The sequence below is a fragment of the Micromonospora sp. NPDC049044 genome, from assembly GCF_040649215.1.
GTDB lineage: Bacteria > Actinomycetota > Actinomycetes > Mycobacteriales > Micromonosporaceae > Micromonospora.
This window is the reverse complement of record NZ_JBEZFA010000007.1, coordinates 110,659-134,309: the sequence shown is the minus strand read 5'-3', so window position 1 is coordinate 134,309 and position 23,651 is coordinate 110,659. Positions and strand designations below refer to the sequence as shown.

Genomic DNA, 23,651 nt, shown 5'->3' with positions numbered 1-23,651 from the left:
ATGGCGAGACACGTTGCCCGTCGTGACCCTCGGGCCCACTGGCTGCTGCTCCTGCTCGGGCTGCTCCTGCTGCTCGCGGCGCTCACCGTCAACGGCGTGGTGAGTGGCCTCGCCGGTGGTTCGGGGAACGCCACCGCCCGGCCCGCGCCGGACGTCCCGGCCGCAGTCGGCTCGGGTGGCCCGGTGTTGCGGCTGGACCGCGCCGAACCGGCCAGCCGGGCGCTGCCGGACCGCACCATCGCGCTGACCTTCGACGACGGACCGGACCCGAGCTGGACGCCGCAGGTCCTCGACGTGCTGCGCCGACACGGCGCGCACGCCACCTTCTTCGTGGTGGGCGCCCGGGTCAACGAGCATCCCGAACTGGTCCGGCGAATCCTCGCCGAGGGGCACGAGATCGGGTCGCACACGTTCACCCACGCCAACCTCGCCGACGTGTCGCCGTGGCGTCGTGACCTCGAACTGTCGCTGACCCGCAAGGCGGTCGCGTCGGCCACCGGCCGGGAGGTCACCCTGTTCCGGCCGCCGTTCTCCTCGGTGCCGGCGGCGCTTACCGGGCCCGAGTACGCCGCGTTGCGCGCCGCCGCCGGTGCCGGGCACGTCGCGGTGCTCACCGACCTGGACACCAGGGACTGGCAGCGCCCCGGAGCCGACCAGATCGTGCGGGCAGCCACCCCGAAGCGGGGTCGGGGAGCGGTGGTGCTGATGCACGACGGCGGCGGTGACCGGGCGCAGACCCTCGCCGCGCTGGACCGGCTGCTGCCCGCGCTGGGCGATCAGGGCTACCGGTTCACCACAGTTTCCGCCGGCATCGACGCCCCGCCGTCCATGGTCCCGGCGGGCGTCGGCGCTCGGCTGAGCGGCACCGCGCTGCGCTGGACCCAGACCGCTGCCCGCTGGTCGGCCGACGTGATGAACGTGCTGCTCGCCACCGCGCTGATGCTCGGCGTGGCCCGTCTCGCGGTGCAGGTGTGCTGCGCCCAGCGGCACGTGCGCCGGGTCCGCCGTCCCCGCCGGTATCAGCCGGAGGTGCGGGAACCCGTCTCGGTGATCGTGCCCGCGTACAACGAGGCGGCGAACATCGCCGCCACGGTCCGGTCGCTGCTGGCCAGCGCGTACCCGGCGCTGGAGGTGATCGTGGTCGACGACGGGTCGGACGACGGCACCGCCGACATCGTCGAGCGGATGCGACTGCGCGGGGTACGTGTGATCCGGCAGGCCAACGCCGGCAAGCCGGCGGCGCTGAACACGGGCATCCGGGCCGCCCGGGCGAACCTGCTGGTGCTTGTGGACGGGGACACCGTATTCCAGCCGGACACCGTGCGCCGGCTGGTGCAGGGTTTCGCCGACCCGTCGGTGGGCGCGATCAGCGGCAACACCAAGGTCGCCAACCGACGTCGGCTGCTCGGCCGGTGGCAGCACCTGGAGTACGTGATCGGCTTCAACCTCGACCGACGGATGTACGACGTGCTTGAGTGCATGCCGACCATCCCCGGCGCGATCGGCGCGTTCCGCCGCGAGGTGCTGCTGCGGGTGGGCGGGGTGCCGTCGGACACGCTGGCCGAGGACACCGACCTGACCATGAAGGTGCTCCGGGCCGGCTGGCGGGTCGTCTACGAGGAGTCGGCCATCGCCTGGACCGAAGCCCCGTCGTCGTTGCGCCAGCTCTGGCGACAGCGCTACCGCTGGTGCTACGGCACCATGCAGGCGATGTGGAAGCACCGGCACGCGCTGCGCGAGTCGGGTGCCGGCGGAAAGTTGGGGCGGCGCGGCCTGCCGTACCTCACGGTGTTCCAGATCGTGTTGCCGCTCACCGCGCCGGCGGTCGACGTGTTCGCCGTGTACGGCCTGCTCTTCCTGCCCTGGTCGACCCTCGCCCTGGCCTGGGTGGGGCTGCTGCTGCTCCAGGCGGCCACCGCCGGGTACGCGCTGCGACTGGACCGGGAGCGGTACGGACCACTGTGGGCGCTGCCGTTCCAGCAACTGGTCTACCGGCAGCTGATGTACCTGGTGGTGGTGCAGTCGGTGGTCACCGCGCTGATCGGCAACCGGCTGCGCTGGCAGCGGATGGTGCGCACCGGCGAGGCGGCGGCGCTGATCGGCGCCGGCCGCGGCTGACGCCTCGTCGACGTCAGCCGCCGGCCGGTCAGGTCGGGCTGTGGAAGAGCCCGGCCGACCAGGAGATCAGCAGGCCCACGGCGGCCGAGCAGCAGCAGACGAGCAGGGCGGCGGCGACCACGGCGAGGATCATCCACGCGGACGCGCGCCGGGGCGCCGACCCCGGCTCGTCCTCGTCGGTCATCGCCGCCGCCCTCATCGTCAGGCGCGGCCGATGCGGTCCAGGATCCAGGCGTTGATGAACGCCTCCTCGCGCCACGAGTCGTAGCGACCGCTCGGGCCACCGTGCCCGGCACCCATCTCGGTCTTGAGCAGGTAGTCGCCGCCCGGGGCGACCGCCCGCAGCCGGGCGATCCACTTCGCCGGCTCCGAGTAGAGCACCCGGGTGTCGTTGAGGCTTGTCACAGCGAGGATCGCCGGGTAGTCCACAGCTGCCACGTTCTCGTAGGGCGTGTAGGACTTCATGTACGCGTACACCTCGGGGTCCTCAAGTGGGTTGCCCCACTCCTCCCACTCGGTGACGGTGAGCGGCAACGACGGGTCGAGGATCGACGTGAGCGCGTCAACGAACGGCACCTGCGCCACGATGCCGGCGAACGCGTCCGGAGCCAGGTTGGCGACCGCGCCCATCAACAGGCCGCCGGCCGACGCGCCCCGGGCGACCAGTCGGTCGCTGCCCGTCCAGCCGGCCTTGACCAGGTGCCGGGCGCAGGCGACGAAGTCGGTGAAGGTGTTCTTCTTGGCCAGCAGCTTGCCCTGGTCGTACCAGCGTCGGCCCAGTTCGCCGCCGCCCCTGGTGTGCGCCACCGCGAAGACCACGCCCCGGTCCAGCAGGGACAGTCGGGCCACCGAGAACCACGGGTCCATGCTGGCCTCGTACGAGCCGTACCCGTACAGCTCACAGGGCGCCGAGCCGTCCCGGGGGGTGCCGACCCGGCAGACCAGCGAGATCGGCACGCGGGTGCCGTCGTCGGCGAGCGCCCAGTCCCGGTGCTGCTCGTACTCGGCCGGGTCGTACGGCCGTCCGTCCGGGCCGGGCAGCACCGGCTTCTGCTTGCGCAGCACCATCTGCCGGGTGACCAGGTCGTAGTCGTACACCGAGTCCGGTGTGACGAGTGAGGAGTAGCGCAGCCGGACCTGCCCGGTGCGGTACTCCGGGTTGGCGTCCAGACCGACGCTGTACAGCGGCTCGGGGAAGTCGATGTCGTACGAGTCGTCGCTGCCCACCGGTAACACCCGCAGGCCGGTGAGCCCGTCGGTGCGCAGTGACACCACCAAATGGTTCGCGAAGGCGTCCACTGCCTCCAGCCGGGTGCCGGGGGTGTGCTCGATGACCGGCACCCAGTCGCCGGGCGCGTCCGCCGAGGTGAACGCCAGCGCGAAGTCCTCAGCGCCGTCGTTGTGCAGGATCAGGAAACGGTGGCCGTGGTGTTCCACCGCGTATTCGACGCCCTGGCGTCGGGGTGCGATGACGGCCGGCACGCCGGTCGGGTTGCCGGCGGGGATCACCAGCACCTCGCTTGTCACCTTGCTGTGGATGTCGATCAGGATGAACTTCTCCGAGCGGGTCAGCTCCACACCGACCCAGAACCGCTCGTCGTCCTCCTGGTGGACCACCACGTCGTCGGCGGCGGCCGAGCCGACGGTGTGCCGCCAGACCCGGTTGGGCCGCCAGGCGTCGTCCACAGTCACGTAGAACAGCACCGAGGCGTCGGCCGACCAGGCGGTGCCGTAGAAGGTGTCGGGCACCTCGTCGGGCAGCAACTCGCCGGTGGTCAGGTCCTTCACACGCAGGGTGAACCGCTCGTCGCCGGAGAAGTCGGTGGAGTAGGCCAACCAGCGACCGTCCGGGCTGACGTCGAACGCGCCGAGCGAGAAGAAGTCGTGCCCCTCGGCGAGCAGGTTGCCGTCGAGGAGCACCTCCTCACCGTCGAGCGGGGCGCCGTCCGCGCTGACCGGCGGTTCGGTCTCGCCGTCGCGTACCGCGCGCCGGCACTGCACCCCGTACTGCTGTCCCTCGACCGTCCGGGTGTAGTACCAGTGCCCGCCCTTGCGGGTCGGCACGGACAGATCGGTCTCCCGGGTGCGGCGGCGGGTCTCCTCGAACAGCTCCTCGCGGAGCGTGGCCAGGTGCGCCGTACGAGCGTCGGTGTACTCGTTCTCGGCGGTCAGGTAGGCGATCGTCTCCGGGTCGTCCTTGGCGGCGAGCCAGGCGTACTCGTCGATGACGGTGTCGCCATGGTGCCTGCGCTCGCTGGGCACCCGCTTCGCCGCGGGCGGGGCAGTCTCGGTGGTCACGGCGCCACGTTACCGGTCGGGGCCTGCGGTGAGCCGTACCCGCGGCATCCCGATCGACAGCACCTCGGCATTCGAACACATGTACGATAGCCGGCATGGCGGCAGCAGCGAGTTCCCTCGGCCGGTCCGGCGCTCTCGAGATCACCCGACGACTGGCGGCGATCTGCGGTCCGCCGTTCTCCCGGCTCGGTGGTGCGGCCGACGAGGTGGCCGGGCGGCGGGCGCGCTGGGTGGCGGTGCCGGGCGGTCCGCACGCCGCTGCCGAGGTGTTGCGGCTGGCCGCCGCGCACGACCTGGCGGTGGTCCCCCGGGGGGCCGGCACGAAGATCGACTGGGGTGCCACCCCCGTGCAGGTCGACATCATGCTCGACACCGGCCGGCTGGCCGGCATCGGTCACGAACCGGTTGGCGCACCGGTGGCCGAGGTGGGCGCCGGCACCCCGCTGCGAGCGGTGCAGACCACGCTTGAGCGCACCGGGCAGCGGCTGGCGATGGACGCCCCGTCACCCGGAGCGACCCTCGGCGGGGTGCTGGCCGCCGGTGAGGCCGGCCCGCTGCGTCACCGCCACGGCAGTCCCTGCGACCAACTGCTCGGTCTCCGTTACCTCGCCGCCGACGGCGAGTTGGTGAGCGCCGGGGGTGGTGCGCCGGGCCTCGACCTGGCCCGGCTGCTCTGCGGCTCCCAGGGCGCGCTCGGGGTGCTGGTCTCGGCGAGTCTGCGGGTGCAGCCGATGCCGGCGAGCCGGCTCTGGGTGTCCCGCCCGGTGTGGACGCCGCTGGAGGTGCACGACCTGATCCGGACGATCCTCGCCGCCCGACTGCAACCGGCGGCCGTCGAGCTGGACCTGCCCGGTGGCACCCCCCGACCACGCACGCCGTACCCGCCCGGCCACCCGTCCGCGACGGCCCGGGAGCGCCACCCGTCGATGTCCGGGCGGCCCGGGGCCCCGTCCCGGGCGGGCAGCCTGGTGGTGCTGCTGGAGGGTGGCCCGGCCGACGTCACCGAGCGCGCCGAGCACCTGGTCGGGCTGCTGCACGGGGAGGCGACAATCGCCCACTCCGCGCCGACGTGGTGGCGTCGTTATCCGTTCGCGCCTGGCGACACGGCACTGCGCCTGGAGGTGCCGATCGGCGATCTGCACGCCGCCGTCTACGCGCTCCGCGACGCGGCCGGCGGGCCGGTGCCGGTGCGCGGGTCCGCCGGGCTGGGTGTGGTGCACGCGGCACTGCCCGGAGCGTTGGCGCCCGATCGGGTGGCGTCCATCCTGGCCGCCGTCCGGGGGGTGCTACTGGCCCGGCAGGGCCGCTGTGTGGTGGTCTCCGCTCCGGCGGCGGTCCGCCAGGCGGTCGACCTCTGGGGCGAGTTGGCCGGCCTGGCCCAGCTGCGGGCGGCCAAGGAGCACCTCGATCCGGACCACCGGCTCGCCCCCGGGCGCCTCCCCGGCGGCCTCTGAGACCACCGCGCAGCTGCCCCTGCGCGACGTGCTACCCCCATGACCGTGCTCGATCCTGGAACGAGGGGTGTCGTGAGCCGCGCCGTTGCCACCGCGCGACCTGCCACCCCCATGATCGTGCTCGATCCTGGAACGAGGGGTGTCGAAAGCCGACGAGGCCACTGCATCCGGGATCGAGCACGATCATTGGGTCAGGGTGCGTGCCGGGCCGTGGTCCCAGGTCGGTCAGTCCATCCACCAGCTGTGCATGTCGAGCAGCGGCGGGGTGAAGCGGACCAGCACCATCAGCAGGGTGCCCACCGCACCGACGAGCAGCAGCACGCGGGTGGCCCGGGGAAGGTCTTCGCGGTCCCGGGCGGCAAGCGCCACCGCGACGAGCGCCAGCGGCGGCCCGAGCACGGCTCCCACCAGGTAGAGCACCGACGTCGCCGCGTAGAGCCAGTAGAACGGGTTCGCCCCGTGCATCCCGAACGGGACCAGGTCCTTCGGGTCGTACGCGCCGGTCAGCATGTCCGTCGGGCCGACGCCGGCGGTCGCCATGCGGCCCAGATAGAGCAGCAGCACGGCGAGGAACGCGCCGATGGCCGCCAGTTGCGCGACGATCAGGGCACGGATCAACGGCCGGGAGTGCGGGGCGGCGTGCGCGACACTCGACATGCCCGTCAATCTAGTGCCCGGCCCCCGGTCGCGGGTGCCGGGCGACGGTCAGGTCGCGTCGTTGCGGAGCACCAGGATGGCGATGTCGTCCCGGGGTGGTTCCACCGAGAAGTTGATCGCGGCGGAGCGCAGTCTGGCGGCCACCACGTCGGCCGAATAGCCGGCCAGCGGCGCGGCAGCGTCCCGCAGTCGGTCGGTGCCGAACAGCTCCCGGCCGTGCCGTCGTTCGGTGACGCCGTCGGTGTAGAAGATCAGCGAGTCACCCGGCGCGAGCGTGATCGTCGCCGTTGGCGAGGTGATCGCGTCGAGCAGGCCGAGCGCGGTGCCGCTGGCGCCGACGAACCCCGCGCCACCGCCAGCGGCAAGCAGCACCGGCTGGTCATGCCCGGCCAGGTGCAGCGACACGTCCAACTGGTTGCCCTGGCCGGGCCCGACCGCAGCCAGCGCCAACGTGCAGTAACGTCCGCTGCCCCGCTCGACAAGCGTCTCGTTGAGCCGCGCCAACGCCTCCGGTAACGGTTTGCCGTCACCGACCAGCACCCGGATCACGTCCCGGACCAGCCCGGTCACCGCGGCGGCCTCGACGCCCTTACCCGAGACATCTCCGATGACGACGAGCCAACGTCCGTCGGGCAACGGCACCACGTCGTAGAAGTCGCCGCCCACCTCGGCGTCGTCGCCGGTCGGGACGTACTCGGCGGCGAAGCCGATCCCGTCCACCACCGGCAGCACCGGCGGCAGCAGGGACTGCTGGAGCGTCTGCGCCACCCGACGCCGCTCGGCGTGGATCCGGGCGTTCTCGATGGCCAGCGCGGCCCGCCGGGCCACGTCCTCAAGTACTGCCACCTCGTCCGGGTCGTGCCGGTGCCGCTGGTGTCGGCCCACCGCCAGGGTCCCGAGTCGCTGCCCCCGCGCGATGAGCGGGACGGCGAAGCCCTCCATCGGCCCGCCCAGCGGAATCTGCGCCGCGCTGCGGGACGCCTCGCGCAGGCGAGCTTGGATGGAATCCGGCCCGGTCTCGGCAAGCACCTTGTGCAGCTGCGGCAGCATCGACTCGTCGGCGTGGCTGGCCGCCGCCAGCCGCAGCCGGCCCCACTCGTCTGCGGTGTGCACCGCGCACCACTGGCCGAGCCGGGGCACCACCAGCTGCGGGACCAGGGCCATCGTCAGGTCGACGTCCAACGACTGGGCGAGCAGCTCGCTCGCCTCGGCCAGGAACGTCAGCCACACCTGCCGGCGGACGTCGGCCCGGCGCAGCCGGTCGTTCTCCAGGTGCAGCGACAGCCGCTCGGCGGTGAGCACCGCCAACGGCCGGGCGTACGCCGACGGCGCGGCGTCCAACTCCAACTCCCCGGCGTACGGGCGGTGCACCGTCAGCGGCACCCGGAGCAGCTCGCTGCCGGCGCGGGGCGGTCGACCGAAGCGGGCCAACACCTGGCGCCCCTGTCCGTCGCCCCGGTCCAGGCGGATCGTGCCGCCGGCCGCTCCCACCATCTCGGCGACCCGACTGAGCAGGTTGGTGGCGAAGTCGGGAAGCGGATCGTCCGCGTACAGGTCGGGGGCGGTTTGCATGAGTTCACTCATCGCGCTGGCGCTCGGCGCGGACTTGTCGGTGCCCACCCGGGGGTCGCCACCGGCGGGGTCCTCGGTCCGCGGGTTGGCGCCGGGGCGGTCCAACCGGAACCAGACACCCTTGCCGGTGGGCAGGTACGTGGTGCCCCAGCGGCTGGCGAAGTGGTCGACAAGCAGCAGACCTCGGCCCCGTTCGGAGACCTCGTCGATCTCGGCGGAGTCGTTGCGGGTGCCGATGGTCAGTTCGTCGCCGGAGCCGGGGGCGAAGTCGGAGACGGTGACGGTCAGCCCGACCTGGTCGGCCACTACCTCGATGTCCAACTCGGTGCCGGCGTGTTCGACGGCGTTTGTGGTCAGCTCGGTGGTGAGCAGCAGGGCCTCGTTGGCCAGTTCGTCCAGGTGTGACTCGGTCAACACCGAGCGGACCACGGCGCGGGCGGCGGCCGGTGTACGACGGTCGGCGGGTAGCCGGACGCGCCGGGTCGCCCCGTCCCGGGCCCCGGCCGTCGCGGGCCCCGCCTCGGCTGACACCCTCGTATCCTCCACCGTCCCCCCATCAGGTGCCAAGCCGATCATCAGTAACGCCTCCGCTTTCCGCCACCGTCGGAGGACCGATCGCCCACGGCGCGTGTGGGATCGCCGGTTGGGCCGCGCTGCGAGGTGTGCGGAGTTGCGGACCGGGCTCGGCCGGATCGGGCGGATCGGGCGGTGGTCCGGGACGGTTGGCGGGTCGCGCACCCTGGCACTACGGCTCGCGCGGGCACAATATGGGGTGCCGGTGTGTCCGTACGGACCGGCAGCCCCCGAGTGGAGCGAGGAATGATGACCACGGCGAAGCAGTCGGTGGCGGATCCGTCCGCGCCCGACCACGAGGCGCTCCTCGGTGAGTTGACCGAGGCACTGCGACGGATCGGTCGCGGCGACCTGAAGGTCCGGCTTCCCCGCCGCGCTGGCGCGGCAGGTGAGGTGGCGGACGCCTTCAACGAGGTGGTCTCGCTCCAGGAGCGGCAGTACCTGGACCTGCGGCGGATCAGCCGCATCGTCGGGCGCGACGGCCGGCTCACCGAGCGGCTCGACGACGAGGGGCTGGACGGCTCCTGGGCGGAGGGGCAGCGGGCGATCAACTCGCTGATCGACGACCTGGGCCGACCGACCACCGAGATCGCCCGGGTCATCGTGGCGGTCGCGGACGGCGACCTGTCCCAGCACATGGCGCTGGAGATCGACGGCCGGCCGCTGCGCGGTGAGTACCTGCGCATCGGGCGCACCGTGAACACCATGGTCGACCAGTTGTCCTCGTTCTCGAACGAGGTGACGCGGGTGGCCCGTGAGGTGGGCACCGAGGGCAAGCTGGGTGGCCAGGCCGACGTGCGGGGCGTCGCCGGCACCTGGAAGGACCTCACCGACTCGGTGAACACCATGGCGTCGAACCTCACCGGCCAGGTGCGGTCGATCTCGCAGGTGGCGACGGCGGTGGCCAAGGGCGACCTGTCGCAGAAGATCACTGTTGGTGCGCGCGGTGAGGTGGCCGAGTTGGCCGCCACGATGAACTACCTCACCGACACGCTGCGGCTCTTCGCCGAGCAGGTGACCCGGGTGGCCCGTGAGGTGGGCACCGAGGGCAAGCTCGGCGGTCAGGCCGAGGTGCCGAACGTGGCCGGCACCTGGAAGGACCTGACCGACAGCGTCAACTCGATGGCGTCGAACCTGACCGCCCAGGTCCGTAACATCGCGCAGGTCTCGACGGCGGTGGCGCGCGGTGACCTGTCGCAGAAGATCACGGTCGCGGCGCAGGGCGAGATCCTGGAGCTGAAGGACACCGTCAACACGATGGTGGACCAGTTGTCGTCGTTCGCCGACGAGGTGACCCGGGTGGCCCGTGAGGTGGGCATCGAGGGCAAGCTGGGGGGTCAGGCGCAGGTGCGCGGGGTCTCCGGCACCTGGCGGGACCTCACCGAGAACGTCAACCAGTTGGCCGGCAACCTGACCAGCCAGGTCCGCAACATCTCCCAGGTCTCCACGGCGGTGGCCAAGGGTGACCTGAGCCAGAAGATCACCGTGGACGCCCAGGGCGAGATCCTGGAGCTGAAGAACACCGTCAACACGATGGTGGACCAGCTCTCGTCGTTCGCCGACGAGGTGACCCGGGTGGCCCGCGAGGTGGGCACCGAGGGCAACCTGGGCGGTCAGGCCCAGGTCAAGGGCGTCAGCGGTACGTGGCGGGACCTGACCGACAACGTGAACTCGATGGCGTCGAACCTGACCAGCCAGGTCCGCAACATCGCGTCGGTGACCACGGCGGTGGCGAAGGGTGACCTGTCGCAGAAGATCACTGTGGACGCGCGGGGCGAGATCCTGGAGTTGAAGTCGACTGTCAACACGATGGTCGACCAGTTGTCGTCGTTCGCCGACGAGGTGACCCGGGTGGCCCGCGAGGTGGGCACCGAGGGCAAGCTCGGCGGTCAGGCCCAGGTGCGCGGCGTCGCCGGCACCTGGCGGGACCTGACCGACAACGTCAACTCGATGGCGTCGAACCTGACCGCCCAGGTCCGCAACATCGCCCAGGTCTCCACCGCCGTGGCGAAGGGTGACCTGTCGCAGAAGATCACTGTGGACGCGCGGGGCGAGATCCTGGAGCTGAAGTCGACTGTCAACACGATGGTCGACCAGTTGTCGTCGTTCGCCGACGAGGTGACCCGGGTGGCCCGTGAGGTGGGCACCGAGGGCAAGCTCGGTGGTCAGGCCCAGGTGAAGGGCGTCAGCGGTACGTGGCGGGACCTGACCGACAACGTGAACTCGATGGCGTCGAACCTGACCAGCCAGGTCCGCAACATCGCGTCGGTGACCACGGCGGTGGCGAAGGGTGACCTGAGCCAGAAGATCACGGTGGACGCTCAGGGCGAGATCCTGGAGCTGAAGTCGACAGTCAACACGATGGTCGACCAGCTCTCGTCGTTCGCCGACGAGGTGACCCGGGTGGCCCGCGAGGTCGGCATCGAGGGCAAGCTCGGCGGTCAGGCCCAGGTCAAGGGCGTGTCCGGCACCTGGCGCGACCTGACCGAGAACGTCAACCAGCTCGCCTCGACGCTCACCACGCAGCTGCGGGCCATCGCCCAGGTGTCCACCTCGGTGACCCGAGGCGACCTGACCCAGCGGATCGCCGTCAAGGCGCAGGGCGAGGTCGCCGAGCTGAAGGACAACATCAACCAGATGATCGTCACCCTCCGGGAGACGACCAAGAAGAACGCCGAGCAGGGCTGGTTGGACTCCAACCTGGCCCGGATCGGTGGCCTGTTGCAGGGCCAGCGCGATCTCGGCGAGGTCTGCCGCATGATCATGATGGAGGTGACCCCGCTTGTCGACGCCCAGCTCGGTGCCTTCTTCCTGGCCGACGACACCGACGGCAGCATGCGGCTGCGGTTGACCTCGTCGTACGGGTACGTGGCGCGGGGCAACGACGTCACCTTCGGGCCGGGTGAGGGGTTGGTCGGGCAGACCGCGCTGTCCCGCCGCACGATCCGGGTCAGCGCCTCGCCGAACAGCCGACTCACCCTGCGGTCCGGGCTGGCCGAGACACCCCCGTCCGACCTGGTGGTGCTCCCGGTGCTGTTCGAGGGTGAGCTGCTCGGCGTGATCGAGTTCGCAAGCGTCTCGGCCTTCTCCGATCTGCACCTCGCGTTCCTGGAGCGGCTGGTGCTCACCATCGGCATCGCTGTCAACACCATTCAGGCCAACCGGCGTACGGAGGAGCTGCTGGCCCAGTCGCAGCGGCTGGCACACGAGATGCAGGAGCAGTCGGCGGAGTTGCAGCGCACCAACGCCGAGTTGGAGGAGAAGGCGACTCTGCTCTCCGAGCAGAAGGGCAACATCGAGACGAAGAACCGGGAGATCGAGCTGGCTCGGCTGGGCCTGGAGGAGAAGGCGCAGCAGCTGACCAGGGCGTCGGCGTACAAGTCGGAGTTCCTGGCCAACATGAGCCACGAGCTGCGTACCCCGCTGAACTCGTTGCTGCTGTTGGCCCGCCTGCTTGCGGAGAACTCGGAGCAGAATCTCAGCCCGAAGCAGATCGAGTTCGCCAAGACCATCCACGGGTCGGGCTCCGACCTGCTGCGCCTGATCGACGACATCCTCGACCTGTCCAAGATCGAGGCGGGTCGGATGGACGTCGAGCCGACCGAGATCCGCTTCGCCGAGCTGCGCGGTTACGTCGAGCAGGCGTTCGCGCCGCAGGCCGAGGAGAAGAACCTGGACTTCCAGGTACGGGTGAGCAAGGATCTGCCGCCGGCGTTGGTGACCGACGCGCAGCGGTTGCAGCAGATCCTGCGCAACCTGCTCTCCAACGCGGTGAAGTTCACCGACAACGGCGCTGTGACGTTGCGGATCGCTCCGGCCGCGGAGAACGCGGTCTTCGACGTGCCAGCGTTGACGAACGCGCAGCAGGTGATCGCGTTCACCGTGATCGACACCGGGATCGGCATCTCCGACGACAAGTTGTCGATCATCTTCGAGGCGTTCCAGCAGGCCGACGGCACGACCAGCCGCCGTTACGGCGGCACCGGGCTGGGCCTGTCGATCAGTCGCGATCTGGCCCGGCTGATCGGCGGCACGATCACCGTGTCGTCCGCGCCCGGGCAGGGTTCGACATTCACCCTGTTCGTGCCGCAGGTGCTGGCACCGGATGCCGTGGTCGCGCCTCAGCTGCCGTCTCCGCAGCGGGCCGGCCTGCCGTCGTCGCTGCTGATGCCGCCGCTGGAACTGCTGCCGGAGCGGCCGGAGGCGCCGGCCACCCGTCAGCTTGACGGCGCCACGGTGCTGATCGTGGATGACGACGTCCGCAACGTCTTCGCCTTGACCAGCGCCTTGGAGCTGCACGGGATGACCGTGCTGTACTCGGACAACGGGGCGGACGGCGTCCGCCTGTTGGCCGAGCATCCGGAGGTGGACATCGTGCTGATGGACGCCATGATGCCGGACCAGGACGGCTACGAGACCACCCGCCAGATTCGCCGCAACCACCGGTTCGCTGACCTGCCGGTGGTCTTCCTGACCGCCAAGGCCATGCCGGGTGACCGGGAGTCGGCGCTCGCGGCCGGCGGCAGCGACTACATCACCAAGCCGGTCGACCTGGATGACCTGATCGAGTTGATGTCGTCCTGGATCAACGGCAGCCGGACCGAGGAGACTTCGTGACCCAGATCGCCAAGGCGCTGCTCGTGGACGACCGGCGGCAGAATCTGACGGCCCTGGAGGCGATCCTCCAGGGCCTGCCGGTCCAGTCCGTGGCGGTGGAGAGCGGTGAGGCGGCGCTCAAGCAGCTCCTCGTGGACGACTTCGCGGTGATCCTGCTCGACGCGCAGATGCCGGACATGGACGGGTTCGAGACGGCGAGCCACATCAAGCGGCGGGAGCGGACCCGGCACGTGCCGATCATCTTTCTCACCGCCGCCGACCGGGACGCCCAGCTCGCGCTCCGGGGCTACCAGGTGGGCGCGGTGGACTACCTGACCAAGCCGTTCGACCCGTGGGTGCTGCGGGCCAAGGTATCGGTCTTCGTCGAGCTGTGGGTGAAGACCCGGCAGTTGGCCACCCAGTCGGATCTGGTCCGGGAGCGCGACACGCAGTGGCGGCGGCTCACCGACGCGGTCGACGAGGCGACGACCCTGCTGCGCTCCGACGACGCGGAGGCCCACGACCGGGCGGTACGCATGCTCGAGCAGGCCCGCTGGGGCAACACGGCCTGACGTTCAGGCCTCGCCGGGTCGGGTGTGGCCGGTGGCGGCCCGGCGGGTCCGCCACCGCTCGCCCAGCGAGTCGATCTCTTCCTGGACGAAGATGAAGAAGTCGCGCATCTCGGCCACCCGCTCGCCGGCCGGCGTCTCCGGACCGCCGAGGGCGATCACACCGCCCTCGGACGCGTCGATGAACGTCTTGTAGATCCCGGTCTTGGTGATGGTCGCCTCGTACCAGGGGTTGTCCGGCATCCGGTAGCGATCCCGGCGGGACCGGGGGACCGGCTCGCGGATCAGGATGCCGAACTGGGTGAGGTAGCGGACCGCGCCGCTGACCGCCGCCGCGCTCACTCCGAGCCGATCGCCGATCTCGGCGGCGGTGAGGGGATCGTCGGCGCTCATCACTGTGAACAACACCCGGGCGGCCATCCGCGGGAAACCCACCTCGGCGAAGGTCAGGGCCATCCGCTCGACGAAGAGGTGCACCGGGTCGTGGCTGTCGCCGGTTGCCATGGTGGTCCCCTCCCGCGTGCTGGTGTGGCCCTCGATGCTGCCCAGATCGCACAGTCTTCACAACTTTGTGAAACGAGTGTAGCTTCCGATATATGGAAACTCCCATTGAGGTATCCGGCCTGGTCAAGACCTTCGGCCGGACCCGGGCACTCGACGGTCTGGACCTGACCGTCCGCGCCGGCGAGGTGCACGGCTTCCTCGGCCCCAACGGCGCCGGCAAGTCGACCGCCATCCGGGCCCTGCTGGGCCTGCTGCGGACGGACGCGGGGGCCGTCCGCCTGCTCGGTGGCGACCCGTGGCGGGACGCGGTGGCCCTGCACCGGCGGCTGGCGTACGTGCCGGGCGACGTGACGCTCTGGCCCAACCTCTCCGGCGGCGAGGTCATCGACCTGCTCGGCCGGATGCGCGGCGGGCTGGACCCGGCCCGCCGGGCCGAACTGCTCGACTCCTTCGAACTGGACCCGCGCAAGAAGGGACGGGCCTACTCCAAGGGCAACCGGCAGAAGGTCGGCCTGGTGGCGGCCCTCGCCTCGGACGCCGAACTGCTCATCCTGGACGAGCCGACCTCCGGGCTGGATCCGCTCATGGAAGAGGTGTTCCAACACTGGGTCCGCCGGGCCAAGACGGACGGTCGCACCGTGCTGCTCTCCAGCCACATCCTGGCCGAGGTGGAGGCGCTCTGCGACCGGGTGACGATCATCCGCAACGGGCGGGACGTGGAGACCGGCACCCTTACCGAGCTGCGACACCTGCGACGCACCTCGATCGAGGCCGAACTGACCGGCCCGGCGGACCGGCTGGGCCAGCTCACCGGCGTGCACGACCTGCGGGTGGACGGCCAGCGCGTGCGCTTCGACGTGGAGGACAGCGCGTTGGACGCGGCCCTGCGTCGACTCACCGAGATCGGCGTACGGAGTCTGATCAGCCAGCCGCCGACGCTCGAGGCGCTGTTTTTGCGGCACTACCAGCACGAGCAGGTGCTGTCGTGAGCGCGTTCACCGGCACCCGGCACCTGGTGCGGCTGATCCTGCGGCGGGACCGGGTCGTGCTGCCGATCTGGGTTCTCCTGCTGGCCGTACTGCCGGCCAGCTACGCCAGCGCGTACGCCGGCCTGTACCCGACGGCCGCCGAGCGGGCCGCCTACCTGGCCGGCACGGCGAGCAACCCGTCGATCGTCGCGCTGCTCGGCCCGGTGTACGGCGACAGCATCGGCGCGCTCACCGTCCAGCGGGCCGGCCTGCTCGCGGTGATCGCCGCCCTGGCCAGCGTGCTGACTGTGGTACGGCACACCCGTACCGAGGAGGAGGCCGGCCGGCGGGAGTTGCTCGGCGCGACGGTCCTCGGCCGGTACGCCGGGCTGACCGCGGCGCTGCTCGTCACGTACGCCGCGAATGTGCTGCTCGGCCTGCTGACCGCGGGCGGCCTGGTCGCCGCGGGTCTGCCCGGCGCGGGTTCGCTGCTCTTCGGTGCCGGCGTGGCCCTGACCGGCATCACGTTCGCCACTGTCGGCGGCCTGGCCGCGCAGCTCACCGAGAGCGCCGGCGGGGCGCGCGGCATCGGCCTCGGTGTGCTGGGGCTGGCGTTCGCGTTGCGGCTCGGCGGCGACGCCGGCGGCTCCGGTGGCGCCGGCGGCAGGGCCGAGTGGTTGAGCTGGCTCTCGCCGCTGGGCTGGGCGCCCCGGGGGCGGGCCTTCGCCGCCGAGCGCTGGTGGGTGCTGCTGCTGCCGATCCTGTTCAGCGCGGTGGTGGCGCTTGTCGCGTACCCCGTCTCGGTGCGCCGGGACCTGGGCGCCGGGGTGCTGCCGCCCCGGCTCGGCCCGGCCACCGCCGGTGGCGCGCTGGCCGGCCCGTTAGGCCTGGCCTGGCGGCTGCATCGCGGCCAGTTGTTCGGCTGGACCGTCGGCTTCGGGCTGCTCGGTCTGGTGCTCGGGGGCGCGGCGGACGCGGCCGGCGACGCGGTGCAGGGCAACCAGCAGGTCGCCGAGATCCTGGCCCGGCTGGGTGGCACGACGACGTTGGCCGAGGCGTACCTGGGCAGCACGTTGAGCCTGACCGCGCTCGCCGCCGCCGGGTACGGCATCCAGGCCGCGCTGCGGGCTCGCGCCGAGGAGACCGCCGGGCGGGCCGAACCGCTGCTCGCCACCCCGGTGAGCAGGTCCCGCTGGCTGGCGGCGCATCTGCTGTTCGCGCTGCTCGGCCCGGTGGTGGTGCTGGCCGTGACGGGAGTCGCGACGGGGCTGTCGTACGGCCTCAGCGTGGGCGATGTCGGCGGCGAGGTGCCCCGGCTGCTCGGCGTGGGGTTGGCCCAGGTGCCGGCGGCGTGGGTGCTCGCCGGGCTGGCGGCGCTGTTGGTGGGCTGGCTGCCCCGGTTCTCGTTTGCCGCCTGGGGGATCCTCGCCGGCTGCCTGCTGCTCGGTCAGCTCGGCGCGGTGCTGAAGCTCAGCCAGTGGGCCCTGGATGTCTCCCCGTTCACCCACACCCCCCAGGTCCTGGGCGACAACTGGACGGCCACCCCCCTGGCCGCCCTCACGGCGATCACCGCAGCCCTCCTGACCTTGGCCCTGAGAACCTTCCAAACCCGAGACATCCCCACCCAGTAACGGGCGCCCGCCCCCGAGCCGCGTTGATCATGAAGTTATTGCCGACAAATGGGACAGAATTTGGCAATAACTTCATGATCAACCCCCCGGAGGGCGGGAGCCCGGCCGGGGTGGGGTGGGTGGGTGGGGTGGGGGGTTAGCCGGTGGGTTGGTCGTTGCGGATCATCAGGGCGCTGCGCAGGCCGGTGATGTCCAGCACGCGGATCAGGAAATCGCCCACGTGGGTGAGCATCAGCAGGCTCTGCGCGTGGCTTGCCTTGCGGCTGAGCACCACGAGGGTGCCCAGGCCCTGCGAGTCGCAGAAGGTGACACCACCCAGATCGAGCACGATCCGCGGGGGTGGGTCCGCCAGCACCTCGTTCACCACCGTGGAGAGCTGGGCGGCCGTGAGCATGTCGATCTCACCGGCCAGGCGCAGCACTGCTTCGTCGCCCGTCCGGTGTAGCGTGATGGACAGTTCGGCACGATCCACCCGGTCAGCCTAGCGCGATCCGTCCGGCCCGGCCTGTTGAGGCCGAGAGCCACCCCGGCCGAGGTCATCGAGCAGTCGCCTCGGTCCCGCGCTGCCGCCGCCGACCACCACCGGCCAGGGTGAGCCCGGTAACCCCGGCGCGGGGTGGCTGCTGGTTGACCCTGCGGCGCTGACACAATGGCGGCATCGTGACCGACATCTTCTCCGCCGGATCCGGCCGCTACCCAGCCGTCGCGCCGGCCTCCGAGGCCCTGTTCGACCGCGCCCGCGCCATCGTGCCGGGCGGGGTGAACTCCCCCGTGCGCGCCTTCCAGGCGGTCGGCGGCACCCCGCGCTTCATGGTCCGTGGTGAGGGTCCGTGGCTGTACGACGCCGACGACCGCCGCTACGTCGACCTGGTCTGCTCGTGGGGTCCGCTGATCCTCGGGCACGCCCACCCGGAAGTGGTGGCCGCCGTGCAGGCCGCCGCCGCCCGGGGCACCAGCTTCGGCACCCCCACCCCGGGTGAGGTGGAGTTGGCCGCCGAGCTTGTCGACCGGACCCCGATGGAGCAGGTCCGTCTGGTCAACTCGGGCACCGAGGCGACCATGTCGGCGATCCGGCTGGCCCGCGGCTTCACCGGCCGATCCAAGATCATTAAGTTCGCCGGCTGCTACCACGGGCACGTGGACGCGCTGCTCGCCGCCGCCGGGTCCGGCGTGGCCACCCTGGGCCTGCCCGACTCGCCAGGCGTGACCGGCGCGGCGGCCAGCGAGACGATAGTGCTGCCCTACAACGACATCCGGGCCGTCGAGGAAGCCTTCGCCGCCGAGGGCCCGCACATCGCGGCGGTGATCACCGAGGCCGCCGCCGGCAACATGGGCGTGGTCGCCCCCCGGGACGGCTTCAACCAGCAACTCGCCCGGATCGCGCACGCGCACGGCGCCCTGCTGGTGGTGGACGAGGTGATGACCGGGTTCCGGGTCTCCCGCGCCGGCTGGCACGGCCTCGACGCCTCCGACGCCGACCTGTGGACGTACGGCAAGGTCATGGGCGGTGGCCTGCCCGCCGCGGCGTTCGGCGGGCGGGCGGAGATCATGGCGCGGCTCGCGCCGGCCGGCCCGGTCTACCAGGCCGGCACGCTCTCCGGTAACCCGCTGGCCTGCGCCGCTGGCCTGGCCACGCTGCGACTCGCCGACGACGCGCTCTACCGCAAGCTCGACGACACGGCCGCCGTCGTGGGCAAGCTGGCGTCCGACGCGCTGGCCGCCGCCGGGGTCCCGCACCGACTGTCGTACGCGGGCAGCATGTTCTCGATCTTCTTCACCGACGCCGACGTGGTCGACTACGACAGCGCCCGCACCCAGCAGGTGCCCGCGTTCAAGGCGTTCTTCCACGCGATGCTCGCCGCCGGCGTCTACCTGCCGCCGAGCGCGTTCGAGTCGTGGTTCGTGTCGGCGGCGATCGACGACGCCGCTCTGGAGCACATCGCCGCAGCGCTGCCGACGGCGGCGAACGCGGCGGCAGCGGCTGGTAGCGGGGGGTAGCAAACGGTGAGCGCGAGGAGTGAGCCGGCTCTGCGAGCCCCGCAGTCGCGAACAGAGGGAGCGCAGCAGTGAGCAAGACGGTGGTCCATGTGCTCCGGCACGGCGAGGTGCACAACCCCGACCAGATCCTCTACGGTCGACTGCCCGGCTTCCGCCTCTCCGAGCTGGGTGTGCAGATGGCCAAGGCCGCCGCGCAGGGCCTGGCCGAGCGGGAGATCGTGCACGTGGTGGCCAGCCCGCTGGAACGCGCCCAGCAGACCGCCGAGCCGATCGCCGCCCAGTTCGGGCTGCCGGTCGGAGTGGACGAGCGGCTGATCGAGAGCGCCAACTGGTTCGAGGGCAAGAAGGTGTCCCCGGGTGACGGTTCGTTCCGCGACCCGCGTAACTGGTGGGTGCTGCGCGACCCGGTGACCCCGTCCTGGGGTGAGGCGTACCGGGTGATCGCCGAGCGGATGTTCGCCGCCGTGCACGCCGCCCGGATCGCCGCCGAGGGACGTGAGGCGGTGCTCGTGTCACACCAGCTCCCGATCTGGACCCTGCGCCGCTATGTCGAGCGCAAGCGGCTCTGGCACGACCCGCGCAAGCGGCAGTGCGGGCTGGCGAGCCTGACCACGTTCCACTTCGACGGGGCGAAGGTGGTGGGCATCGGCTACAGCGAGCCGGCCGCGCACCTGATCGCTCTCTCCGCGACCGCCCGGACGGCCAAGGGGGCCTGATGAACGCCCGGAGGTGGACCGCCGGCCTGCTCGCCGCCGTCGCCGCGGTGACGCTTGCGGGCTGCTCCTCCGGGGGCGGCGGGGAGAAGAGCTGCACAAGTGACGGCCTCACCATCACCTGTGCGCAGGACCAGCGGTCGAAGACCCCGAAGGTGGTCGGCGACCTGCTCACCGGCGGCCAGTACGACGTCTCCCAGGCACGCGGCCAGGTCGTGGTCGTCAACTTCTGGGGTTCCTGGTGCGCGCCCTGCCGTGCCGAGGCCGACGACCTGGAGGCCACCTACCAGGCCACCAAGGCGTCCGGGGTGACCTTCCTGGGCGTCAACGTGCAGGACAGCAAGGACAAGGCGCTCGCTTTCGAAAAGGGGCGGGTCACCTACCCGAGCATCTTCGACCCGTCCAGCCGCCAGGCGCTGAACTTCGACATCCCGCCCAACACGACACCGGCGACAGTGCTCCTCGACCGCGACGGCCGGATCGCCGTGGTGATCCGTCGCGCCGTGACCCAGGACGAGCTACGGCCGATCGTGGAACGGGTCGCGGCCGAGAAGCCGGCGTCGAACTGATGGGTGAAACCTTCCGGCAACTGGCCCTCAGTGGGCCGCTGCTGCTCGCCATCGGCGCGGCGGCGCTCGCCGGCCTGGTCAGCTTCCTATCCCCGTGCGTGCTTCCACTCGTCCCCGGTTACCTGTCGTACGTGACAGGTCTGGCCGGTGCCGACCTGGAGGGCCGGCGGCCGGAGGCCGATCCCACGCCGGCCGGCGGGGGTGTCGCGGTCAAGGAGCGGGTCGCGCGGATCGGCGCGGTCAAGGGTCGGGTGCTCGCCGGGACGCTGCTCTTCATCGGCGGCTTCACCGTCGTCTTCGTCGCCAGCGCGATCCTCTTCGCCAGCATCGGCCGGGTGTTCTTCGACTACAAGCGCGAGTTGCAGATCGGCGTCGGCGTGCTGATCATCGTGCTCGGGCTGAGCTACCTCGGGATGATCCCCGCCCTGCAACGAGAGTTCCGGATCTCCCGGCTGCCGTCGGCCGGGCTGCTCGGCGCACCGGTCTTCGGGGCGGTCTTCGCACTCAGCTGGGTGCCCTGCACCGGCCCGACGCTCGGTGCGGTGATGGGCATGGCGGCCACGAGCGGCCAGAGCGACCGCGCTGTGGTGCTCGCCGTGGCGTACTGCCTCGGGTTGGGGATACCGTTCGTCGTCTTCGGGCTGGGCTTCGAACGCCTGCTCGGGGTCTTCCGCGCCGTCCGGCGCAACAGCCGCTGGGTCACCAGGGTCGGCGGCGCGCTGCTCATCCTGATCGGCCTGGCGCTTGTCACAGGCGGGTGGCAGAGCTTCGTGATCTGGCTGCAGACCACCGTCGGGGTGGGCGAGGTGAGTATCTGATGACTGTCGTCGACGACCGACCGGAGACCGTGGCCCCGGCGCCCCGGCGTCGGCCCAACCGGCTGCTGGCGCTGCTGCGCAACTCGTGGCGGCAGCTCACCAGCATGCGTACGGCGCTGATCCTGCTCTTCCTGCTCGCTGTCGCCGCCATCCCCGGCTCGGTGCTGCCGCAGCGCGGGATCAGCCCGGAGAAGGTCAACCAGTACTTCGTCGACCACCCGGACTGGGCCCCCCGACTGGACCGGATCGGCGCGTTCGAGGTCTTCGGCTCGGTCTGGTTCTCCGCGATCTACCTGCTGCTGTTCACCTCCCTGATCGGTTGCATCACGCCCCGGTTGCGGGACCACGTCCGGGCGTTGCGGGCCCGGCCACCGGCCGCGCCGAAGCGGATGGCCCGGCTGCCGCAGCACACGGTGCTGCCCGCGCCGGAAGGTGGCACCGCGGCGATCGCCGAGGTGCTGCGCAAGCGCCGCTGGCGGGTGCAGGTGCGCGGCAACGAGGTCTCCGCCGAGAAGGGCTACCTCAAGGAGACCGGCAACCTGCTGTTCCACCTGTCGCTGATCGCGGTGTTGATCGGCGTCGGGCTCGGCTCGTGGTACGGCTGGAGCGGCAACCGACTGCTGGTGGCCGGCGCGGAAAACGAGTTCTGCAACACCCGCCAGCAGTTCGCCGAGGCCAAGCTCGGCCCCCGGGTGGACAGCGCCGACCTGCCCCGCTTCTGCCTGCGGCTGGACGACTTCCAGGCCCGGTTCCTGCCGTCCGGCCAGCCGGAGTTCTTCAACGCCACGGTCACCGTCGACGGCCCGGACGAGCCCACCCGCAGCGCGGACTTCTCGGTGAACTCGCCGCTGCGCCTGAAGGACGCCAGCGTCTACCTGCTCGGCCACGGGTACGCCCCGGTGATCCGCTACACCGACCGGTTCGGCAACAGCCAGCTCAGTGACGACCCGTTCCTCACCACCGGCGACATGGGCCTGACCAGCGAAGGGCTGGCGGCGTTCCCGGACGCGAACGTCGACCCGGCCACCGGGCAGCGCGCACCGGACCAGCAGATGGCGTTCACCGGCATCTACCTGCCCACAGCGCCCGAACAGGGGCCGTTCGTGCGTTCGCAGTACCCGACCGAGCGCAACCCGGCGCTCAACCTGGTCGCCTACCGGGGCAACCTCGGCCAGGACGCCGGCATCCCCGGCTCGATCTACCAACTGGACCAGCGGCAGGTGCGGACCGGCAAGGTCAAGGAGGTCGGCACCAAACTGCTCCGCAAGGGCGAGACCTGGACGTTGGACGACGGTTCCACTGTCGAGTTCGTGGACACCGAGCGGTACGTCACCCTCTCCGTCCGGCACGATCCCGGCGCGACCCCGCTGCTGATCAGCTGCGGGGTGCTGCTTGTCGGGTTGATGGGCTCGCTGTTCGGGCGGCGTCGACGGGTGTTCTTCCGGGTGGTGCCGGCCGACCCCGGGGAAGGATCTCCGACGAGCGGTAGTAGCTTGATGGAGGTCGGTGGGTTGCCGCGTACCGACTACCCAGGGTTCGCCGACGAGTTCACCCAGCTCGTCGCCGCGGTCAACGGTGCCGACCGGCCCGAGGCAGACGCCACTGAACGGGCCGGCGCGCGAGAAGGAGCCGAGTGATGTCCGCACTCTCCGACAATCTGGTGACCTTCGCGATCCTCGCGTACCTGGTCGCGATGATCGGCCACGCCGTGGAGTACGCGCTTGGCAACGCGCGTACCCGAGTCGCCCCGGCGGCTCCGGTCCGTGAGCTGGTGGGGGCCGGCGGCGGCGCCCTGCCACCGCCGCCCGCGCCCGTCGCGCCGTCGGCCGGGAGCGACCGGTCGACGCGACGTGCCCGCCTCGCCGGTCTGATCGCGGTGGGCGCCACCGCTGTCGCCGCCGTGCTGCACCTGGCGGCGCTTGTCACGCGGGGCCTCGCGGCGGACCGGATGCCGTGGGGCAACATGTACGAGTTCGTGCTCACCGTGACGTTCATCGGTGTCGCCGCCTGGCTGGTGGTGCTCTGGAAGCGGCCGTCGCTGCGCAAGCTCGGGCTGTTCCTGACCCTGGTGATGGTGCTGCTTGTCGCCACCGCCGAGCTGGTGCTGTACGTCCCGATCGTGCCGCTGGTGCCGGCCCTGAACTCGTACTGGTTCGTCATCCACGTCTCGACGATCGTCTTCGCGTCCGGCATCTTCCTACTCGGTGTGGTGCCGGCGGTCGGCTTCCTGATGCGCAACGGGTACGAGCAGGGCAAGCGGAGCTTCCCGTACACCCTGGCCAAGCGCCTGCCCGGTGCGGTCGGTCTGGAGCGGTTGACCTTCGCGCTGCACGCCTTCGCGTTCCCGATCTTCACCTTCGCGGTGATCGCCGGGGCGATCTGGGCCGAGGCGGCGTGGGGTCGGCCGTGGGGTTGGGACCCGAAGGAGACCTGGGCCTTCATCTCCTGGGTCGTGTACGCCGGTTACCTGCACGCCCGGGCCACGCCGAGCGTCAAGCGCAACGTGGCCACCTGGCTGGCGGTGCTCGGCTTCCTCACCATGCTGATGAACCTGTTCGGCGTGAACATCTTCTTCACCGGCCTGCACTCGTACGGCGGGCTGGACTGAACCAC

The 23,651-nt window shown here is 71.2% G+C and carries 18 protein-coding genes; 12 read left to right on the top strand and 6 right to left on the bottom strand.

Going from position 1 to position 23,651, the window contains the following annotated elements; genetic code table 11:
- On the top strand, nucleotides 1–2,118 hold the full coding sequence (locus AB0B85_RS07860; RefSeq protein ID WP_357404737.1) for a bifunctional polysaccharide deacetylase/glycosyltransferase family 2 protein: 2,118 nt from the start codon (nucleotides 1–3) through the stop codon (nucleotides 2,116–2,118).
- A gap of 28 nt (nucleotides 2,119–2,146) precedes the next feature.
- Here the strand turns inward: AB0B85_RS07860 and AB0B85_RS07855 are convergent, their stop codons facing one another.
- Together AB0B85_RS07855 and AB0B85_RS07850 are read right to left on the bottom strand one after the other, a co-directional pair.
- Nucleotides 2,147–2,302, bottom strand: a complete 156-nt coding sequence (locus AB0B85_RS07855; protein ID WP_357404735.1) for a hypothetical protein — start codon at nucleotides 2,300–2,302, stop codon at nucleotides 2,147–2,149.
- Nucleotides 2,303–2,319: 17 nt separating this feature from the next.
- Entirely contained in the window at nucleotides 2,320–4,416 is a 2,097-nt protein-coding gene (locus AB0B85_RS07850; protein WP_357404733.1) for a S9 family peptidase, read from the bottom strand.
- Nucleotides 4,417–4,511: 95 nt separating this feature from the next.
- Between AB0B85_RS07850 and AB0B85_RS07845 the strand changes: the two genes are divergently transcribed.
- A complete protein-coding gene (locus AB0B85_RS07845; protein ID WP_357404731.1) occupies nucleotides 4,512–5,870 on the top strand; it encodes an FAD-binding oxidoreductase in 1,359 nt (452 codons plus the stop codon).
- Between the two features lie 225 nt (nucleotides 5,871–6,095).
- Here the strand turns inward: AB0B85_RS07845 and AB0B85_RS07840 are convergent, their stop codons facing one another.
- Together AB0B85_RS07840 and AB0B85_RS07835 are read right to left on the bottom strand one after the other, a co-directional pair.
- Nucleotides 6,096–6,527 carry a hypothetical protein gene (locus AB0B85_RS07840; RefSeq protein ID WP_357404729.1) on the bottom strand — a complete coding sequence of 144 codons (432 nt, stop codon included), beginning with the start codon at nucleotides 6,525–6,527 and terminating at the stop codon, nucleotides 6,096–6,098.
- 48 nt (nucleotides 6,528–6,575) lie between these two features.
- Nucleotides 6,576–8,630 (bottom strand): SpoIIE family protein phosphatase, encoded by a 2,055-nt coding sequence (locus AB0B85_RS07835; protein ID WP_357404727.1) that lies wholly within the window; start codon nucleotides 8,628–8,630, stop codon nucleotides 6,576–6,578.
- Nucleotides 8,631–8,921: 291 nt separating this feature from the next.
- Between AB0B85_RS07835 and AB0B85_RS07830 the strand changes: the two genes are divergently transcribed.
- Complete coding sequence (locus AB0B85_RS07830) at nucleotides 8,922–13,289, top strand: HAMP domain-containing protein (protein ID WP_357404926.1); 4,368 nt, start codon at nucleotides 8,922–8,924, stop codon at nucleotides 13,287–13,289.
- Nucleotides 13,286–13,840, top strand: a complete 555-nt coding sequence (locus tag AB0B85_RS07825) for a response regulator (RefSeq protein WP_357404725.1) — start codon at nucleotides 13,286–13,288, stop codon at nucleotides 13,838–13,840. Before AB0B85_RS07830 ends, AB0B85_RS07825 begins: the two co-directional genes overlap by 4 nt.
- Nucleotides 13,841–13,843: 3 nt before the next feature.
- On the opposite strand, the gene AB0B85_RS07820 is transcribed toward AB0B85_RS07825, so the two are convergent.
- On the bottom strand, nucleotides 13,844–14,341 hold the full coding sequence (locus AB0B85_RS07820) for a helix-turn-helix domain-containing protein (protein ID WP_357404723.1): 498 nt from the start codon (nucleotides 14,339–14,341) through the stop codon (nucleotides 13,844–13,846).
- A gap of 92 nt (nucleotides 14,342–14,433) precedes the next feature.
- Here AB0B85_RS07820 and AB0B85_RS07815 point away from each other — a divergent pair, with 92 nt between their 5' ends.
- Nucleotides 14,434–15,330 carry an ABC transporter ATP-binding protein gene (locus AB0B85_RS07815; RefSeq protein ID WP_357404721.1) on the top strand — a complete coding sequence of 299 codons (897 nt, stop codon included), beginning with the start codon at nucleotides 14,434–14,436 and terminating at the stop codon, nucleotides 15,328–15,330.
- Nucleotides 15,327–16,940, top strand: a complete 1,614-nt coding sequence (locus AB0B85_RS07810; protein WP_357404719.1) for an ABC transporter permease — start codon at nucleotides 15,327–15,329, stop codon at nucleotides 16,938–16,940. Before AB0B85_RS07815 ends, AB0B85_RS07810 begins: the two co-directional genes overlap by 4 nt.
- A 136-nt stretch (nucleotides 16,941–17,076) precedes the next feature.
- Here AB0B85_RS07810 and AB0B85_RS07805 read toward each other — a convergent pair whose 3' ends face one another.
- Nucleotides 17,077–17,412, bottom strand: coding sequence for an STAS domain-containing protein (locus AB0B85_RS07805; protein ID WP_007454492.1), 336 nt, complete (start codon nucleotides 17,410–17,412; stop codon nucleotides 17,077–17,079).
- A 188-nt stretch (nucleotides 17,413–17,600) separates the two neighbouring features.
- On the opposite strand from AB0B85_RS07805, the gene hemL reads away from it, so the two are divergent.
- The 6 genes from hemL to ccsB all read left to right on the top strand — a co-directional run bounded on the left by hemL (nucleotide 17,601) and on the right by ccsB (nucleotide 23,646).
- A complete protein-coding gene (hemL, locus tag AB0B85_RS07800) occupies nucleotides 17,601–18,938 on the top strand; it encodes a glutamate-1-semialdehyde 2,1-aminomutase (RefSeq protein WP_357404717.1) in 1,338 nt (445 codons plus the stop codon).
- A 68-nt stretch (nucleotides 18,939–19,006) separates the two neighbouring features.
- Nucleotides 19,007–19,654 carry a histidine phosphatase family protein gene (locus tag AB0B85_RS07795; RefSeq protein WP_357404716.1) on the top strand — a complete coding sequence of 216 codons (648 nt, stop codon included), beginning with the start codon at nucleotides 19,007–19,009 and terminating at the stop codon, nucleotides 19,652–19,654.
- Nucleotides 19,654–20,220 (top strand): TlpA disulfide reductase family protein, encoded by a 567-nt coding sequence (locus AB0B85_RS07790; protein WP_357404714.1) that lies wholly within the window; start codon nucleotides 19,654–19,656, stop codon nucleotides 20,218–20,220. The genes AB0B85_RS07795 and AB0B85_RS07790 overlap by 1 nt, the downstream gene beginning before the upstream one ends.
- Complete coding sequence (locus tag AB0B85_RS07785) at nucleotides 20,220–21,038, top strand: cytochrome c biogenesis protein CcdA (protein ID WP_357404712.1); 819 nt, start codon at nucleotides 20,220–20,222, stop codon at nucleotides 21,036–21,038. The genes AB0B85_RS07790 and AB0B85_RS07785 overlap by 1 nt, the downstream gene beginning before the upstream one ends.
- Entirely contained in the window at nucleotides 21,038–22,675 is a 1,638-nt protein-coding gene (locus tag AB0B85_RS07780) for a cytochrome c biogenesis protein ResB (RefSeq protein ID WP_357404710.1), read from the top strand. The genes AB0B85_RS07785 and AB0B85_RS07780 overlap by 1 nt, the downstream gene beginning before the upstream one ends.
- Entirely contained in the window at nucleotides 22,675–23,646 is a 972-nt protein-coding gene (ccsB, locus tag AB0B85_RS07775) for a c-type cytochrome biogenesis protein CcsB (protein ID WP_357404708.1), read from the top strand. Before AB0B85_RS07780 ends, ccsB begins: the two co-directional genes overlap by 1 nt.
- The last annotated feature ends 5 nt before the right edge of the window (nucleotides 23,647–23,651 follow it).